This window comes from Catellatospora sp. TT07R-123, assembly GCF_018327705.1.
GTDB lineage: Bacteria > Actinomycetota > Actinomycetes > Mycobacteriales > Micromonosporaceae > Catellatospora.
Window position 1 is genome coordinate 293,415 of sequence record NZ_BNEM01000002.1, and the last position, 16,885, is coordinate 310,299.

Consider the following 16,885-nt stretch of genomic DNA (forward strand, 5'->3'; position numbering starts at 1 on the left):
GATCAGTCCTCGGGGTGCGGAGCGGGGTGGAGGGCGGTGAGGGTGGCGCGCAGCGGGTCCAGGCCCATCGGGCCCAGCCGCAGCGCGTCGGCGTGGAACCGCTTGCGGTCGAACGCGGCGCCGGCGCGGGTCTCGGCGTCGCGGCGGGCCTGGGCCCACAGCCGGGCCCCGGCCTTGAACGCCAGCGCCTGGCCGGGCCAGCCCAGGTAGCGGTCCACTTCGAAGCGGGCGGTGGCGCGGTCGAGTCCGGCCACGGTGGACAGGAAGTCGACGGCCAGTTCGGGGGTCCAGCGGTCGGCGTCGGTGAAGCCGTTGCCGGCGGGGATGGAGGCGTCCAGGTGCAGTCCCATGTCGATGACGATGCGGGCGGCGCGCCAGATCTGCCCGCAGAGCATGCCGAGGCGTTCGGCGGGCCCGCGGTAGAGGCCGAGCTCGTCGGCCAGGCGCTCGGCGTAGTGCGCCCAGCCTTCGGCGTACCCGTGGACGTGGCAGAGGTGGCGCTGCCACGGGTGCAGCGAATCGGTGGTCATGGTGACGGCGAACTGGAGGTGGTGGCCGGGCAGGCCCTCGTGGAAGAGGGTGCCGACGTGGCTCCATACCGGGATCTCGGGCTGGCCGCCGGGCACCGCCCACCAGATGGCGCCGGGGCGGGTCAGGGTGGCGTCGGGCGGGGTGTAGTACATGACGCCGGAGGCGGCGGGGCTGATCCGGCACTGCACCCGGCGGGTCCGGGCGGGGATGTCGAAGTGGGTGCCGTCGAGGGCGTCGGTGACCTGCTCGACGCGTTCGTTGAGCCACTGCTCCAGGGCCGGTCCGGTGGTCACGCGCCACGCCGGGTCGGCGTCGAGGGCGGCCATGGCGGCGGCGGTGTCGGGGTGGCCGAGTTCGGCGGCGACCTGCCGCATCTCGTCGGCGGTGCGGCGCAGCTCGTCCCAGCCGTAGGCGTACAGCTCGTCCAGGTCGACCTGGGCGCCGAGGAAGCTGCGGGAGGTGACGGCGTACAGGTCGCGGCCGACGCCGTCGACGGTCCCGGCGCGGGGGGCGAGTTCGGCGCGCAGGAACTCGACGAACCGGCCGGTCGCGGCGACGGCCTGGTCAGCGCCTGCGGCGAGCCGGTCGTGGCAGCCGCCGCCGGGGTGGGCGGCGACGAGCCTGCCGTAGAAGTCGTCGGTGGTGATCCAGGCGGTGGCCTGGTCGGCGACGGCGAGGATCTGGCGGCGGGCGACGAGGTGGCCCCGGTCTGCGGCCTCGCGCAGGGTCGCGGCGTATGCGTCCAGGGCCCCGCCGAGCGCCTCCAGGTGCTCGGCGACGACGGTCCAGTCGTCCTCGGTGTCGCGCGGCAGCTGGTCGAACACCTGGCGGGTCAGGTGCACGGGGGTGGCCAGCGGCGCGAGCAGCCGGGTGGTGAACCCGGCGTCGTACAGGGCGAGGTCGCTTTCGAGCCGGTCGACCAGGGCGGCCTGGAGCGCGTATTCGGCGGTGGTGGCGGCGGTGGCGTTGCGCGCCGCGGCCAGAGTGGTCCGGTCCAGGTCCGCACGGGCGGCGAACCCGGCCGGGGAGAGGTCGCCGAACCGCAGCGGCAGCGGGCGGCCCACGACGTCGGCGGCGTCGGGGTCGGTCGCGGCGAGCGCGGCCAGGTAGCCGTCGGCGACCTCGGTGATCGTGGTCATCGGGCGAACCTCCGGGTCGCGTTCGTGTCGTCGCGGTACACGACGCCACCCTTCATGACCAGGTGCAGGGTGCGCAGCGCGGCGATGTCGCGGGTCGGGTCGTCGCGCAGCACGATCAGGTCGGCGTGTTTGCCCGCCTCGACGGTGCCGAGCCGGTCGTCGGCGCCGAGCCACTGCGCGGGCCGTACGGTGGCGGACTTGAGCGCGTCGGCGACGGTCATCCCGGCGTCGACCATGAACTCCAGCTCGCGGACGGTGGCGCTGGTCTCGTCGTAGCCCGCGTGCGGCGGCATGTCGCTGCCCAGCGCGATCGGGACGCCGTTGCGGATGGCCAGTTGCAGGCTCTCCCAGTGCCGGGGTCCGGCGCCCAGGGCCCGGTCCATGAGCCAGCCGGGCACGCCGGAGTCGCGGAAGAACTGCTCGCAGCGGCTGACGACGATGGTCGGCACGTACCAGACGCCGCGCTGGGCCATGAGCTTGGTGACGTCGTCGGTGAGCTCGTAGCCGTGCTCGACGCAGTCCAGGCCCAGCTCGACGGCGCGGCGGACGGAGTCGGCCGGTCCGGCGTGGGCGGTGACCTTGCGGCCCCAGTCGTGGGCGACCTGGATGACGGCGGCCATCTCGTCGTCGAGCAGCTGCGGGGTGTCGATGGCCTCGTGCTGCCCGGCGATGCCGCCGGAGATGCACACCTTGATCAGGTCGGCGCCGGCGCGGATCTGCTGGCGGGTGAGCTTGCGGAAGCCGTCGGCGCCGTCGGCTTCGAGGGCGTCGGCGTCCCAGCCGTGGCCGCCGGTGCAGCACAGCGCGTGCCCGGCGGTGAAGATGCGGGGCCCGTCGACGGCGCCCTTGTCGATGGCCTTGCGCAGCGCGAAGTCGGCGTAGCGGCTCTCCCCCACCAGCCGGGCGGTGGTGACGCCCGCGTGCAGGGTGCGCCGGGCCGAGTCGGCCATGAGCAGCACGAGTTCGGCCTGGTCGGAGCGGTGCACCTCGTCGCCGAAGTGGCCGGGCAGGCCGAGCGACAGGTGGACGTGCATGTTGGTCAGGCCGGGCATGACGTACCCGCCGCCGAGGTCGACGACCGTGCGGCCGGGTGCCTCGGCCAGGACGTCGTCGACGGGCCCGACGGCCCGGATCATGCCGTCGGGGTCGACCCAGACGCCGTGGTCGGTGAGGACTGTGTCGCTGACGGCGTCGTAGACGGAGCAGTTGACGAGCACCTGCTCGACAGGGCGGAACATGCTGCCTCCTTACAGGTGGGCGGGCTGGGGCTGGAGCTGGTGCAGCCAGCAGGCGACGGCGGCCGACGGTCCGGTCGCGACGGTGGGCGGGGCTTCGGCGCAGCGGTCGAAGGCGTGCGGGCAGCGCGGGGCGAACCGGCATCCGGCCGGGGCGTTGGCCGGGTCGGGGACCTCACCGGCCAGGGTCGACGGGAGCACGGGCTGCGCGCTGATACGGGGCACAGCGTCGATCAGAGCACGGGTGTACGGGTGGAGCGGCTGTTCCCACAACCGGCGGGTCGGCGCCGTCTCGACGATCTTCCCGAGGTACATGACCGCGGTGACGTCGGCGATCTCGTGCACCAGGGCCAGGTCGTGCGAGATGAACAGCATCCCCATGCCCAGTTCCCGGACCAGCCCGACCAGCAGGTTCACCACCTGCGCCTGCGACGAGGCGTCCAGGGCGGTGACCGGCTCGTCGGCGATGATCACGCGGGGCTGCGGGGCCAGGGCGCGGGCGATGGCCAGCCGCTGGCGCTGCCCGCCGGAGAACTGGTGCGGGTAGCGGCTCGCGGCGGTGGCGGGCATGCCGACCCGGTCGAGCAGTTCGGCGACGCGGGCGCGCCGGGCCGGGCCGGCGACTTCGGCCGGCACGCCGTCGAGCAGCTGGTCGCCGACGGCGCGGCGCGGGTTGAGCGAGGCGTACGGGTTCTGGAACACCATCTGCAACCCCACCTCGTCGGCGTTGCGGCGGCGCCAGCCCAGCGGGGTGACCGGGCGTCCGGCGTAGCGGACCTGCCCGGCGCTGGGCGGGGTGAGCCCGGCCGCGACCCGGGCCAGCGACGACTTGCCGCACCCGGACTCCCCGACCAGCCCCACGATCTGCCCCGGCGCCACGCTCAGGTCTACCCCGGCCACGGCCCGAACGGGCGCCCGGCCGCGCGGCTTGTGCTCGACGTGTACGGCGTCGATCTCCAGCAGCGTCACGCGGCCACCTCCAGCTCGGTACGGATCACGCAGGCCGACGTGCGGTCGGGGCCTGCCGGGTGCAGGGGCGGCACGCCGCTGCGGCACTCGTCGCGCACGTGGGCGCAGCGGGGGCTGAACGCGCAGCCGGGCGGCAGCTCGCCGGGCGCGGGCGGGCTGCCCGGGATCGGGGTGAGCGCCACGCCGGTCTGGCCGCCGTGCGGCCGGGCGCCCAGCAGCGCGGCCGTGTACGGGTGCCGGGGCTCGGTGAGCAGCGCTCCCGTGGGCCCGGCCTCGACGACGCGTCCGGCGTAGAACACGTAGCTGCGGGCGGTCAGGGCGCTGAGCACGCCCAGGTCGTGGGTGATGAACGCGACGGCCAGGCCGGTCTCGCGGCGCAGCCGGTCCAGCAGCGCCAGGATGCCGGCCTGGACGGTGACGTCCAGCGCCGTCGTGGGCTCGTCGGCGATGAGCAGCCGGGGCTGGGCGGCCAGTGCGCTGGCGATCGCGACGCGCTGGCGCATGCCGCCGGAGAACTGGTGCGGGTAGGCGTGCAGGGCGCGTTCGGGGTCGGGCAGGCGCACCTGGTCGAGCAGGTCGACGGCGCGGCGCTCGGCGGCCTTGCGGCCCATGCGCAAGTGGATGCGCATGTGCTCGGTGAGCTGGGTGCCGACGGTGAGCATGGGGTGCAGGGCGGCGGTGGGGTCCTGGAACACCATCGCGATGCCGCGGCCGCGTACCCGCTGCCAGCCCTTGCGGTCCAGGGTGAGCAGCTCGTCGCCGTCGAAACGGGCCGAGCCGGACACCTTCGCGCCGGGCGGGAGCAGCCCGAGGACGGTCTGGGCGGTCATGCTCTTGCCGCAGCCGCTCTCCCCCGCGATGCCGACGAGCTCGCCCTCCCCCACGGTGAGGGAGACGTCGTGCAGGATCGGCAGGGGTCCGCGGGGTCCGGGCAGGGCCACGGCGAGGCGGTCGATGTCGAGGAGTGCGCCCATCGTCAGCGTCCGTTCATGTAGCGGGGGTCGAGGCGGTCGCGCAGCGCGTCGCCGAGGACGTTGAAGGCCAGCACCACGGTGAGGATGGCCAGGCCCGGGAAGACGCTGACCCACCACATGGACAGGTCCTGGGCGCCCAGCGCGACCATCGAGCCCCATTCGGCGGCGGGCGGCCGCGGGCCGAGGCCGAGGAACGACAGGGCGGCCAGCAGCAGTACGGCGTTGCCGAGTTCGAGGGTGGCCAGCACGATGGCGGGGCCGACGCTGTTGGGCAGCACGTCGCGGCGCAGGGTGGTGATCGGGCCGACGCCGAGCAGCCGGGAGGCGCTGAGGTAGTCCTCGCCGCGGATGGTGAGCACGGCGCTGCGGATGACCCGGGCGTACACCGGCCAGGAGACGATGACCAGGGCCAGGATCGCGTTGCCGGTGCTGGGCCCGAACGCGGCGGTGACGGCCATGGCGAGGATGATCTGCGGGAACGCGAACACCAGGTCGGTCAGCCGCATCACGGCCTCGTCCAGGAAGCGGCCGACGTATCCGGCGACCAGCCCGAGCAGGCCGCCGAGCAGCAGCGCGAGCGCGACGATGGCCAGGGCGAGCGGGATGGACAGGCGGGCGCCGTAGACGACTCGGCTGAACACGTCGCGGCCCAGGGAGTCGGTGCCGAACCAGTGGGCGCCGCCGGGCGGCTGGTAGGTGTCGGCGCTCTGCGCGATGGGGTCGTGCGGGGCGATCAGCGGCGCGGCCAGGGCGATCAGCAGCCAGGCGGCGAGGATCGCGAGGGCGGCGACGGTGACCGGCTGACGCCAGATCGGGCGGCCGGCGGTGGCGCCGCGTACCCGGCGCAGCCAGCGGCGGCGGTTCAGGGGCTTGGCGGCCTTGGGGTCGGTGTGGGCGAGGCTGGTCATTGCAACCGGATCCTGGGGTCGATGAGTCCGTACAGCAGGTCGACGGCGAGGTTGACCAGCGTGTAGACCAGGGCCACGAACAGGCTGGCGCCGAGGATCGCGGGCAGGTCCAGCGCGCTGGCGCTGCGGTAGGCGTACTGGCCCAGGCCCGGCCAGCCGAAGATGTTCTCGACCAGCACCGTGCCCGACAGCAGCGACGCGAAGGCCAGGCCGGAGACGGTGATGACGGGGACGAGGCCGGCGCGCAGCAGGTGGCGGCGCAGCACGAGGCTGGTGGGCAGGCCCTTGGCGTACGCGGCCTTGATGTAGTCGTGCTGGAGCACCTCCAGCATCGAGGAGCGCACGAACCGGACCAGGATCGCCACGGTGAGGCAGGTCAGCACCAGCACCGGCAGGACGAGGTGCTGGGCGGCGTCCCAGGCCAGGTCCCACTGCCCGGACAGGGCGGCGTCGACGGTGTACATGCCGGTGACGGTGTCGGGCGGGGTGAAGCCCGGGGACAGGCGTCCGCCGCTGGGTGACAGTCCGAGCTGGTAGAAGAACAGGTACAGCACGACCAGCGACAGCCAGAACGGCGGGGTGGACAGGCCGAGCAGGGCCCCGACGCGGATGAGCTGGTCGGTGATCCGGCCGTTGCGGACCGCGGCGAGCATGCCGATGCCGGTGCCGAGCAGCAGCGCCAGCAGCATGGTCGGGATGGCCAGTTCCATGGTGGCGGGCACGTAGTGCAGCAGGTCCTCGGCCACGGCGCGGCCGGTCTGCTGGGAGGTGCCGAGGTCGCCGGTGAGCAGGTGCTGGAGGTAGTGCCAGTACTGGAGGTATACGGGCTGGTCCAGGCCCCACTTGGCGCGGAACGCCGCGACGGCGGCCGGGTCGTTGAGGGCCTGGTCGGACAGGTTCGCGGTGACCGGGTCGCCGGGCACGACCTGGACCAGCCCGAACGTCAGGACGGTGACGCCGAGCAGCAGCCCGGCGGTGATCACCAGCCGCTTGGCCAGGTACGCCAGCATGGGGTGCCGGTGGCTGAAGCGACGGCGGGGGCGGGGCCCGGGGGCGGCCGTGACGGCCGCTCCCGGGTTTTCCGTGGTGCTCGCGGTCATTACCTGGTACCGATCGCGGCGAGGTCGATCTGCCAGCCCGCCGGGGTGTACTCGACCCCGGTGAGGTCGGCGGTGGCGACGTTCATGCCGGAGTTGTTGGCGATCACGAGGTACGGCGAGTGCTGGTTCATCAGCCGCTGCCAGTCCTTCATCGCCTCGGCGCGGGCGGCCGGGTCCAGGGTGGACACGACCTTCTGGCCTGCGGCGACGACGGCCGGGTCGGCCCGCTCGACGGTCCAGCCGGCACGCAGGGCGCTGCCGGCCCCGGGTGCCATGTTGTTGACCAGCGAGTCGGCGACCGGGTAGTTGAGGCTCTGCGGGCTGAAGCCCATCGCCATCTTGCCGCTGCGCATCACGTCCAGGAACGAGGTCAGCGGCTGCGGGTTGAGCTCCAGGGTGATCCCGGCCTCGGCGGCGTCGCCCTGCACCTTGGTGGCGACCGTGCCGAGGTCGACGCCGCGGTAGGTGATCGTCGGGTAGGTGAACTTCACCGTCGGGTTGGTCAGCCCGGCCTCGGCCAGCAGCTGCTTGGCCAGGGTGATGTCGCGCTTGCCCTCCTCGCCCGCGGGCAGGGTGCCCGGGAACGCGGGGGCGACCAGTCCGGCGCCGGGGCCGGCGCCCTTGCCGTACAGCGCCGCGACGCCCTGGTAGTCGATCGAGGCCCGCAGTGCCTGGCGGAACTTCGGGTTCGACGTCACCGGCGACACGGCCGGGTCGGCGTTGAGGATGAGGTAGTAGATGGTGTCCTGGACGCCCGAGGTCAGCAGGGTGTCGGGCAGCCCGTCGAGCAGCTTGCCGGAGATGTCCAGCGACACCTCGGCGGCGGTGGCCCGGGACATGGTCAGCTTCTGGGTCTGCACGTCCATGTTGCGCAGCACCACCCGGTGGAACTTGGGCTTGGTGCCCCAGTAGTTCGGGTTGGCCTCCAGCACGACCTGCGAGGACGGGTCGTAGGACTTCAGGACGTACGGGCCGCTGCCGGCGGAGCTCTTGTCGAAGAACTGCTGGGCGGTGTCGGCCGAGGCCGCGTCGGCGCCGTCGGTGGCGCCGTTGGCCTTGGCGACCTTCGAGTTGACGACGCCGGTGGCCGACATGGCCAGCACGACCGGGACGTTGGGGTTGGGCTGGGCGGAGGTGACCACGACGGTCTTGTCGTCGGTCTTGCTCGCGGTCAGGTCGGTGACCATGACCGCGGGGCTGGCCTTGACGTTCTTCAGCCGGTTGAGCGAGAAGACGACGTCGTCGGCGGTCAGCGGGGTGCCGTCGGAGAACTTCACGCCGTCGCGGAGCTTGAACGTGAACGTCTTGGCGTCGGCGGAGGCCTCGTACGACTCGGCGAGCTCCGGCACGGGCTTGCTGACGTCGGAGCCCTTGAACGTGAGCAGGGTGTCGTAGAGGGCGTGGGTGGCGGTGACGCCGGTCGCCTCGTACACCCGGCCCGGGTCGAGGGTCTTGATGACGAACGAGGTGTCGACCGTCAGGGTGTCGCTGCCGCCCGCGGCGTTGCCGCCGCCGCTGCCGGCGGTGCAGGCGGCGGTGGCGGAGGCGGTGGTGATCGCGGCGAGCGCGAGCGCTGCGGCGCGGAGTCGGCGGGGGTTCACCGACATGCTGGTCCTACCTTCCTTCGGGCCGGTCCACGGTGAGCACGGGAGGATGGCTCTTGCCGAGGACCGGCGATTCCAGGGCCGGCATGCGGCCGGCGGCGCGCCTTCGGGTGTACGGAGGGAGCCGGGTTTCCCCCGGCGTCGACCGCACGTGTTTGATGTGGACGGACGCGGGTGCGCCCGGTGCTGTGCAGTAAGGGCTGGTTATGAGGGGACTCATTACCGCTCTGGTTGACCACACTAAACACGCTCGTGTAGTTTAGTCAAACAAGTTCAGCGAAACTTATCTAGTGGAGGCCCCGATGCTCGGCGACCGGCTCCGTGAGCTGCGCCAGCAGCACGGCTATACGCTGCGCCAGCTGGCCGCCGAAGCCGACGTGTCTTCGGCTCTGCTTAGCCAGATTGAAAACGGGGCGACCGACCCGAGCCTGTCGACCCTGCGCAAACTCGCCCGGGTGTTCGACACCTCGATCGCGATGCTGTTCAGCGAACCCGACGCCCCGGCGGTGTACATCAGCCGCCCCGGCGCCCGCAGCCGCCTGGCGGCACCGCCCGGCCAGATCTCCTACGACCGGCTCACCCCCGGCCGCGGCGACCTGGAGGTGCTCCAGGCCGACCTCGCCCCCGGTGACGCCAGCTCCGCCCAGCCCTGGTCGCACCCGTCCACCGAGTGCGCCATCGTGCTGGCCGGCACGGTCACCGCCGAGATCGGCGGCAGCACGTACCAGCTGGCCACCGGCGAGTCCGTCACGTTCGACTCCCGGCTGCCGCACCGCTACCTCAACACCAGCGACGAACCGGCCCGCCTGGTCATCGCGGTGACCCCGCCGACCCCCTAACCGCCCCACCGCACCGCCGCACAGCCCGCCCCCACCGGCGGGCCGATGCCCCCTGCGCCACGGAAGGACCCGCCATGGACCGCGACAGCGTCGACTGGCACGGCTACATCCCCGCCGTCACCACCCCGTTCACCGCCACCGGCGACCTCGACCTCGCCGCCTGGGCCGCCCAGCTCGACTGGCTGGCCGACCAGCAGATGCACGGCATCGTCGTCGCGGGCACCACCGGCGAGTGGTTCAGCCTCACTGAACACGAGCGCGCCGACCTGTTCACCGCCGCCGCGAAGCAGGTCGGCGACCGGATGACCGTGCTCGGCGGCTGCAACGCCTACACCGCCGCCGAGGCGATCCGCCACGCCCGCGCCGCCCAGGCCGCCGGGCTGCACGGCATCCTGCTCACCCCGCCTCCGTACGTCGTGCCCAGCCGCGAGGAGATCCTCGCCTTCTACCGCGAGGTCTCCGAGGCCGTCGACCTCCCGCTGTGCGTCTACAACTGGCCCCGCGGCACCGGCGTCGACCTGGACACCGACCTGCTGTCCCGGCTCGCCGACCTGCCCACCGTCGTCGCGGTCAAGAACTCCACCCCCGACTTCGGCGGCTTCGTCCGGGGCCTGGTCGCGCTGCGGCACCGGGTCCGCTACTTCGGCATCCCCACCAGCGAGACCGGCATCGAGCTGCTCACCCGTATCGGCGGCGACGGCCTCATGGGTGCCGGAGCCGTCCTCGGCGCCGACCACCCCGGCTTCTTCCGGGCCGTCGCCGACGGCGACCTCGACCGGGCCCGCCGCCTCGGCGCCCGCGACCGGGTCCTGATGGAGACCTGGTTCGGCGCCGACTACGGCGCCAGGTTCGCCAGCGCCCAGGCGATCCTCAAGCACGCCCTGACGCTGCGCGGCGTCCCGGCCGGGCACGTCCGCCGCCCCCTGCTGCCGCTGACCGCCGACCAGCAGGCCCGGGTCCGGGCCACACTGGCCGAGCTCGACCTGATCTGATGGCCCGCTACGACACCGCGGTCGTCGGCGGCGGGCTGCTCGGCTGCGCCGTCGCCTGGCACCTGGCCAAAGCCGGCACCCGTGTCCTGCTCGTCGAGAAGGACCAGCTCAACCGGCACGCCTCCGGCCAGAACGCGGGCAGCCTGCACTTCCAGCTCGAATACCGCATGGTCGAGCACGGCGACGACGCCGCCCGGCTGGCCGCCCGCGCGCTGCCGCTGCACCTGGACGCCATGCGCACCTGGGCCGGGCTCGAAACCGCGCTCGGGCTGCCGTGCGGCGTCGCCCAGCGCGGCGGGCTGATGCTCGCCGAGACCCCCGCGCAGGTCGCCGCCCTGGACCGCAAAGCCGCCCTGGAACGCGAGTACGGCCTCGACGTCGACGTGCTGGAAGGCACCCGGCTGCGGGAGCTGGCGCCATACCTCGCCGACAGTGTCCGGGCCGCCGCCCACCTGCCCGGCGAGGGCAAGGCCAACCCGCGGCTGGTCACCCCGGCGTTCGCTCGCGCCGCCGCCGACCACGGCGCCGAGCTGCGCACCGGCCACCGCGTCACCGCGCTGCACCGCGACGGCGGGCGCTGGCACCTGACCGGCTCCGACGGCCGCACCGACACCGCCGACACCGTCGTGCTGGCCGCCGGGGTGTGGACCACCGAACTGGCCGCGATGGCCGACGTCCGGCTGCCCGCGTTCCCGGTCGGGCTGACCATGAGCGCCACCGCCCGCACCACCGCCCTGCTGCCGCACCTGATCCAGCACGTCGGGCGGAGGCTGTCGATGAAGCAGACCGCCGAGGGCAACATCCTGCTCGGCGGCGGCTGGCCCGCCAAACTGGTCACCCGCGGCGGCCGCGTCGACCTCGACCGCAACCCGGAGCTGCGCTACGAGTCGCTGACCGGCAACGCCGACGCGGCCCGCGTCGTGCCCGCCGTCATGGGCCTGCCCGTCATCCGCTCGTGGACGGGCATGACCACGCTGACCCCCGACCAGCTGCCGCTGCTCGGGGCGGTGCCCCGCCGCCCCGGCCTGTACACCGCCACCGGCGGCTCGGCGTTCACGCTGGGGCCGACCTACGCCCGGCTGCTGGCCGCGACCGTGCTCGGCACCGAGCCCGACCTGCCGCTGGACGACTACTCCCCCGCCCGGTTTGGAGCGCTGAACTTTGTCTGAGACCGCCGTCCGCACCGCTCTGGACCGCCCCGGCCCCGTCACCATCGACGTCGACGGCGAGCCGGTCACCGCGTACCCCGGGGAATCCCTGGCCACCGCGCTGCTGGCCGCCGGGCGCCGCGCCACCGGCGCCACCGCCTCGGGCGCGGCGCGGGCGCCGTACTGCAACATGGGCGCCTGCTTCGAATGCGTCGTCACCGTCGACGGCCAGCCCTTCCAGCGCTCCTGCCAGGTCCGGGTCCGGCCCGGCCTGACCGTGCGGACCGGGGCGCCGCGATGAGCGGGCAGCCCGACGTCGTCGTGGTCGGCGCGGGCCCGGCCGGGCTGGCCGCAGCCGCGACGCTCGGCCGCCACGGCGCGCGGGTGCTCGTGGTCGACGAGCAGCAGCGGCCCGGCGGGCAGATCTACCGGCAGCCGCCGGTCGGGTTCACCCGCTCCGGCAGGCAGGCCGGGGCCGGGCGGGCGCTGCTGGCCGAAGCCGCGGCGGCGCCGAACGTGGACTGGCTGCCCGACGCCACCGCGTGGGGCGTCTTCGGCACCCGCGCCGGGCTCGACGACTACGCCGGACCGGCCCCGGCCCTCGGCCGCCTCCGCATCGGCGTGCACACCCCCGACGGCGGGCGGGTGCTGGAACCGGCAGCGCTGCTGCTCACGGCGGGCGCGTACGACCTGCCGGTCCCGTTCCCCGGCTGGACGCTGCCCGGCGTGCTCACCGCAGGCGGCGTCCAGGCCTTCGTGAAGGCACAGGGGCTGCTGCCGGGACGCCGGTTCGTGCTGGCCGGCGGGCACCCGCTGCTGCTGGTCGTCGCCGCCCAGCTCGTCGCCGCCGGAGCCGCCGTCGCGGAGGTCGCCTTCAGCCAGCGGCCCCGTGCCCTGGTGCCGGGTCCGCGCGCCGTGCCCGCCGCGCTCGGCAACCTCGGCAAGCTGGCCGAGGGCGCCGCCGCGCTGCGCACCCTGCGGCGCGCCCGGGTGCCGGTCCGGTTCGGCACCGTGATCCGGTCCGCCGCCGGCGACGGCGCCCTCGACACCGTCATCCTGTCCAGGGTGGACGCGGCCGGGGCACCCGTGCCCGGCACCGAGCGGACCGTGGCGTGCGACGTGCTCGCGGTCGGGTACGGCTTCGTCCCGTCCACCGAGCTGGCCCGCCAGGCCGGGTGCGCGGTGGCGTGGCGGCACGCCGAGGGCGGCTGGGTCGTCGAGCACGACGACTGGCTGCGCACCAGCGTGCCCGGGGTCAGCGCCGCCGGGGAGCTGACCGGGGTCGCCGGCGCGGAGCAGGCCGAGGTGGAGGGGCGGCTGGCCGCGTACGGGACGCTCCAGGACCTCGGGCTGCTGGACCCCGCCCGCGCCGCGACCCTGTCCCGCCCGGTACGCAGGCTGCTGGCCCGGCGGCGGCGCTTCACCACCGCCGTGCTGAGCCGGTTCGCGCCCGACCCGGCGCTGCTCAGCGCGCTGGTCACCGACGACACGACACTGTGCCGGTGCGAGGAGGTCCGCGCCGGTGACATCCGCCGGGCGCTGACCGAGCACCCGCACCTGGGCACCGCCAACGCGGTCAAGCTGCTGACCCGCGCGGGCATGGGCCTGTGCCAGGGCCGCTCCTGCGCCCCCGGGGTCTGCCGCTTCGTCGCCGAGCAGACCGGGCGCACGCCCGAGCAGGTGGGCACCTTCACCGCCCAGGCGCCGGTCAAGCCGGTGCCGCTGGCGGCCCTGGCTGCCGACCGCCCGTGACCTCCCTGCCTCACGGCGGCGCGGTCAGGAAGTCTGCGGCGGGTCCGGCGCCGGGTCGTACCCGCAGCGCTGCGGGTCGCATTCGGCTTTGTGGTCACGGCTCCAGAGATAGAGGTCCCGCTCGATGGACCGGACCCGGTGGAAGAGCCGGAGCTGCTGCGTCCGTGCCAGCGTCGAGGGCAGCGCCGCGAAGGTCTCCGGCATGACGGCGACCATCCCGCTCACCTGCTCGCCGTTGCGCATCCGCAGCAGCACGGAGCACTGCCACCAGGCGATCTTGCCGTCCCGGCCGTCGCCGTTGCCGGGCCAGTAGTAGGAGGCCGGATCGGGCACGACGTAGTGGACGCCGTCGGGGTCCAGGTGCGCCGGAAGCCAGGGGCCGCCCTTGCCGAGGCCGAGTCGCCGCCGCCCGGCTTCGGCGTACAGCTCGCAGATCGCGGCGCTGTCCAGCGCTTTGAGGACCTGTGACTGCGCGGGCAGCGGTTCGCGCCCGGCCGGAGTCTGGACGGGCCAGCGCCGCAGCAGCACCCCGAGCCGCTGGCCCAGGGTCAGCGGCAGCGCCTCCGCGCGGGCGGTCGGCAGCGCAGGCGGCGGCGTCCAGGTCGGGTGGTACTGCCGGATGTGGCTCAGCATCCAGGCGCGCCCCTCGGGGCCTGCGGTGTGCCAGGTCCAGCCCATCGGCCGTCGGGCCATCGCCTGCTCGCGGCTGCTGGGGGCGCTTCCTGTGCGCGACGGTCGCCACCGGCTCGGCTGCGTGATTCCCGGCAGGTTGTGGCACAGGTTGGCCAGGAACCTGATGCGCTCCAGGTCTTCGGCCGGAGAACTCGTCTGCGACGCGCGATGGGCGCTGCCCGCCAGCGCCCGGATCTCCACGAAGGCCCGGGCTGCCAGCAGCGCGGCCACCCGCCGGTCGAGCCGGGCTTCACTGCGGCTCATCCGGCCGCACCGGCCTGGCGGGCGGCTTCACGGCTGTCCACGATGGCCGTGGTCATGGCGCGCAGAATGTCCGCGGCCAGTTGCAGCTCCTTCGTATCGCGTCCATCCAGCGCGGCCTCGATCCGGGTGCGCAGCGGCTGGAAGAAGTCGACGGCCATCTGCTGGGCGGAGGGCCGCACCGCCAACGTGACCCGCCGCCGGTCGTGCGGGTCACGGACCCGGTCGACGTGCCCCGATGTTTCGAGCCGGTCGATCAGCGAGGTGGTGGCCGACGCCCCGAGACCCAGCTTGGCGGCGAGTTCGCCGGCCGTGAGCGGGTGACCGTCCCGAGCCGCCGAGGTGATCCACATGACGGCGTTGAGGTCGCTGCGGTGCAGCGCGTGGGCACGGGCGAACACATCCACCAGCACGTCGCTCTCGACGCTGCTCTCCTGCAGCGCCGTGATGAGCTCCCGCAGCACCGCTGCGCGCTCGGAGGGGGGTTCGGTTTGCCGGGCCACGAGCGACAGTCTAACATTTCGACTACCGAACCTTTCGGTCATCGAAATAATATCCCCCGGGCCCGAGGCCCGCCGGAACGAGGAGCACACACCACCATGGGCGAGCGCATCGCCACCTGGATCACCAGCCGGACCGGAGCCGTCCTCATCCTGCTGGTCACCGTGGCCCTGTCGACGCTGGCACTGCTCAACGCACCCGCGCAGCCGCAGGCCGAGCCCACCGACGGCCTGCCCGAGGGCAAGCAGTCCACCGCCGTGACCGCGCTGCTGGACCGGTTCGCCAGCGGCCGGACCACCTCGGCGATCGTCGTGTTCGAACGCCCGCAGGGCTCCCTGTCCCCGGACGACCGCACCGCGATCGCCGACACGGCCACCGCGCTGACCGGCGTGGCCGGGATCGGGCAGGGTCCGCCGCCGCAGTTCTCCGACGACGGCGCGGCCGCGCTGGTCGTGCTGCCGTTCACCCCCGACCTGGACGACGAGGCGGCCAACAGCGCCGTCGACCAGCTGCGGCAGCGGTTGCGCGACAACCGGCTGCCCGACGGGCTCGGCGCCCAGGTGACCGGCCCGGCCGCGTTCCGGCGCGACATCTCGGCCGCCTTCGCGGGCGCCGACACCACCCTGCTGGCCGCCACCGCGGCGGTCGTCGCACTGCTGCTGCTGATCACCTATCGCAGCCCGTTCCTGTGGCTCCTGCCGCTGACCGTGATCGGCCTGGCCGACCAGGTCACCGCCAAGCTGCTGCCCGGCGTCGGACAGCTGATCGGCGAGCCCACCGACGCCTCCGTCGCGGGCATCGTCTCGGTGCTGGTGTTCGGCGCGGGCACCGACTACGCCCTGCTGCTGATCTCCCGCTACCGCGAGGAGCTGCGCCGCACCGCCGACCGGCGGGCGGCCCTGGCCACCGCCGTACGCTCGGCCGGGCCCGCGATCATCGGCAGCGCCGGGACCGTCATCCTGGCGCTGCTGACCCTGCTCACCGCGGTCCTGACCAGTAACCGCACCCTCGGCGTGGCCGCGGCTGTCGGCGTCGCGATCGCGCTGCTGTTCGGCCTGGTGGTGCTCCCGGCCGCGCTGGCCTGCGTGCCGCGCGGCGCGTTCTGGCCGCGCGTGCCGACCCACGGCAGCGCCGACGCGACCGAGTCGGGCCTGTGGGCCCGCACCGCCGGCCTGGTCGCCCGTCGCCCCGCCGCCGTGCTGGCCGTCGCGGTCGTCATCCTGGCCGCACTGTCGGCCGGCCTGCTGACCACCCGGATCGGACTGTCGCAGACCGAGCAGTTCCGCACCGAGGTCGAGTCGGTGCAGGCGCAGCAGACCCTCGCCCGGCACTTCCCCGCCGGCTCCTCGCAACCGGTCACCGCGATCACGACCACCGCCGCCGCCCAGACCGCGGTCGACGCGGCGGGCCAGACCCCGGGGGTGGCCTCGGTCGGCCGCCCCGAGATCTCCACCGACGGCACCCTGGCCCAGTTCTCCGTCCGGCTGACCGCCGAGTCGGGCACCGGCGCCGCCGACCAGGCCGTGACCGCACTGCGTGAACGCCTCGGCCAGATCCCGGACGCGCGGGCACTGGTCGGCGGGCAGCCGGCCGCCGACCTCGACCAGCGCGACGCCAACACCCGCGACAACACCGTCGTCGCACCACTGGTCCTGGCCGTCGTCCTGCTGGTGCTGGTCCTGCTGCTGCGCTCGCTCGTCGGGCCGCTGCTGCTGCTGGTCACGGTCGTGGGCAGCTTCGCCGCCAGCCTCGGCGCCGCCAGCCTGGTGTTCAAGCTCCTGGACATCCCCGCGCTGGCCGCCAGCGTTCCGCTGCTGGCGTTCCTGTTCCTGGTCGCCCTCGGCGTCGACTACAACATCTTCCTGGTCAGCCGGGCCCGGGAGGAGACCGAGCGGCGCGGCGACACCCGCGCCGGGACGCTGAAGGCCCTGTCTGCCACCGGCGGGGTCATCACCTCCGCCGGGATCCTGCTCGCCGCCGTGTTCACGGTGCTGGGGGTGCTGCCGGTCATCGTGCTGACCCAGCTCGGCATCATCGTCGGCATCGGCGTGCTGCTGGACACGCTGCTCGTACGCACGCTGGTCGTACCCGCCATCGCCATGCTGCTGGGGCACCGCTTCTGGTGGCCGTCCCGTCCGGAGCGGCAGCCGCACCCCGCCGCCGAGGCACCCGGCGACCACCCGGCCGACCAGCAGCTCAACGCGGTGACTGTGACCGGCCGCTGAAGCCGGTCGGCTCAGCCGGGGTGGCGCGGACGGAT

The 16,885-nt window shown here is 74.0% G+C and carries 15 protein-coding genes; 6 read left to right on the top strand and 9 right to left on the bottom strand.

From position 1 onward, the window contains the following. Window positions 1-2: 2 nt before the first annotated feature. From Cs7R123_RS21645 to Cs7R123_RS21675, 7 genes are all read right to left on the bottom strand, one after another. A complete protein-coding gene (locus Cs7R123_RS21645; RefSeq protein ID WP_212829537.1) occupies window positions 3-1,670 on the bottom strand; it encodes a DUF885 domain-containing protein in 1,668 nt (555 codons plus the stop codon). Further along, window positions 1,667-2,908: an amidohydrolase family protein gene (locus Cs7R123_RS21650; RefSeq protein WP_212829538.1), complete on the bottom strand. Its 1,242-nt coding sequence runs from the start codon at window positions 2,906-2,908 to the stop codon at window positions 1,667-1,669. Before Cs7R123_RS21650 ends, Cs7R123_RS21645 begins: the two co-directional genes overlap by 4 nt. 9 nt (window positions 2,909-2,917) lie before the next feature. Then, window positions 2,918-3,874 carry an ABC transporter ATP-binding protein gene (locus tag Cs7R123_RS21655; RefSeq protein ID WP_212829539.1) on the bottom strand — a complete coding sequence of 319 codons (957 nt, stop codon included), beginning with the start codon at window positions 3,872-3,874 and terminating at the stop codon, window positions 2,918-2,920. Beyond that, a complete protein-coding gene (locus Cs7R123_RS21660) occupies window positions 3,871-4,848 on the bottom strand; it encodes an ABC transporter ATP-binding protein (RefSeq protein ID WP_212829540.1) in 978 nt (325 codons plus the stop codon). The genes Cs7R123_RS21655 and Cs7R123_RS21660 overlap by 4 nt, the downstream gene beginning before the upstream one ends. Window positions 4,849-4,850: 2 nt before the next feature. Then, the gene (locus tag Cs7R123_RS21665; protein ID WP_212829541.1) at window positions 4,851-5,756 is read right to left on the bottom strand and encodes an ABC transporter permease; all 906 of its coding nucleotides are present in this window, start codon (window positions 5,754-5,756) and stop codon (window positions 4,851-4,853) included. Continuing rightward, a complete protein-coding gene (locus tag Cs7R123_RS21670) occupies window positions 5,753-6,766 on the bottom strand; it encodes an ABC transporter permease (RefSeq protein WP_244872068.1) in 1,014 nt (337 codons plus the stop codon). The genes Cs7R123_RS21665 and Cs7R123_RS21670 overlap by 4 nt, the downstream gene beginning before the upstream one ends. 89 nt (window positions 6,767-6,855) lie before the next feature. Then, the gene (locus Cs7R123_RS21675; protein WP_212829543.1) at window positions 6,856-8,463 is read right to left on the bottom strand and encodes an ABC transporter substrate-binding protein; all 1,608 of its coding nucleotides are present in this window, start codon (window positions 8,461-8,463) and stop codon (window positions 6,856-6,858) included. Window positions 8,464-8,762: 299 nt separating this feature from the next. Between Cs7R123_RS21675 and Cs7R123_RS21680 the strand changes: the two genes are divergently transcribed. The 5 genes from Cs7R123_RS21680 (at window position 8,763) to Cs7R123_RS21700 (ending at window position 13,191) form a co-directional block, all read left to right on the top strand. Beyond that, complete coding sequence (locus tag Cs7R123_RS21680) at window positions 8,763-9,299, top strand: cupin domain-containing protein (RefSeq protein ID WP_212829544.1); 537 nt, start codon at window positions 8,763-8,765, stop codon at window positions 9,297-9,299. Between the two features lie 74 nt (window positions 9,300-9,373). Beyond that, entirely contained in the window at window positions 9,374-10,291 is a 918-nt protein-coding gene (locus Cs7R123_RS21685) for a dihydrodipicolinate synthase family protein (protein ID WP_212829545.1), read from the top strand. Next, window positions 10,291-11,460 (top strand): FAD-binding oxidoreductase, encoded by a 1,170-nt coding sequence (locus Cs7R123_RS21690; protein ID WP_212829546.1) that lies wholly within the window; start codon window positions 10,291-10,293, stop codon window positions 11,458-11,460. Before Cs7R123_RS21685 ends, Cs7R123_RS21690 begins: the two co-directional genes overlap by 1 nt. Continuing rightward, window positions 11,453-11,740 (top strand): (2Fe-2S)-binding protein, encoded by a 288-nt coding sequence (locus Cs7R123_RS21695; RefSeq protein WP_244872069.1) that lies wholly within the window; start codon window positions 11,453-11,455, stop codon window positions 11,738-11,740. The genes Cs7R123_RS21690 and Cs7R123_RS21695 overlap by 8 nt, the downstream gene beginning before the upstream one ends. Then, on the top strand, window positions 11,737-13,191 hold the full coding sequence (locus tag Cs7R123_RS21700) for an NAD(P)/FAD-dependent oxidoreductase (protein WP_212829547.1): 1,455 nt from the start codon (window positions 11,737-11,739) through the stop codon (window positions 13,189-13,191). The genes Cs7R123_RS21695 and Cs7R123_RS21700 overlap by 4 nt, the downstream gene beginning before the upstream one ends. Before the next feature lie 24 nt (window positions 13,192-13,215). On the opposite strand, the gene Cs7R123_RS21705 is transcribed toward Cs7R123_RS21700, so the two are convergent. Both Cs7R123_RS21705 and Cs7R123_RS21710 read right to left on the bottom strand, forming a co-directional pair. Further along, the gene (locus Cs7R123_RS21705; protein ID WP_212829548.1) at window positions 13,216-14,127 is read right to left on the bottom strand and encodes a hypothetical protein; all 912 of its coding nucleotides are present in this window, start codon (window positions 14,125-14,127) and stop codon (window positions 13,216-13,218) included. Next, entirely contained in the window at window positions 14,124-14,669 is a 546-nt protein-coding gene (locus tag Cs7R123_RS21710) for a MarR family winged helix-turn-helix transcriptional regulator (RefSeq protein WP_212829549.1), read from the bottom strand. The genes Cs7R123_RS21705 and Cs7R123_RS21710 overlap by 4 nt, the downstream gene beginning before the upstream one ends. 54 nt (window positions 14,670-14,723) lie before the next feature. On the opposite strand from Cs7R123_RS21710, the gene Cs7R123_RS21715 reads away from it, so the two are divergent. Next, a complete protein-coding gene (locus Cs7R123_RS21715) occupies window positions 14,724-16,850 on the top strand; it encodes an MMPL family transporter (protein WP_212829550.1) in 2,127 nt (708 codons plus the stop codon). Window positions 16,851-16,885 lie beyond the last annotated feature (35 nt).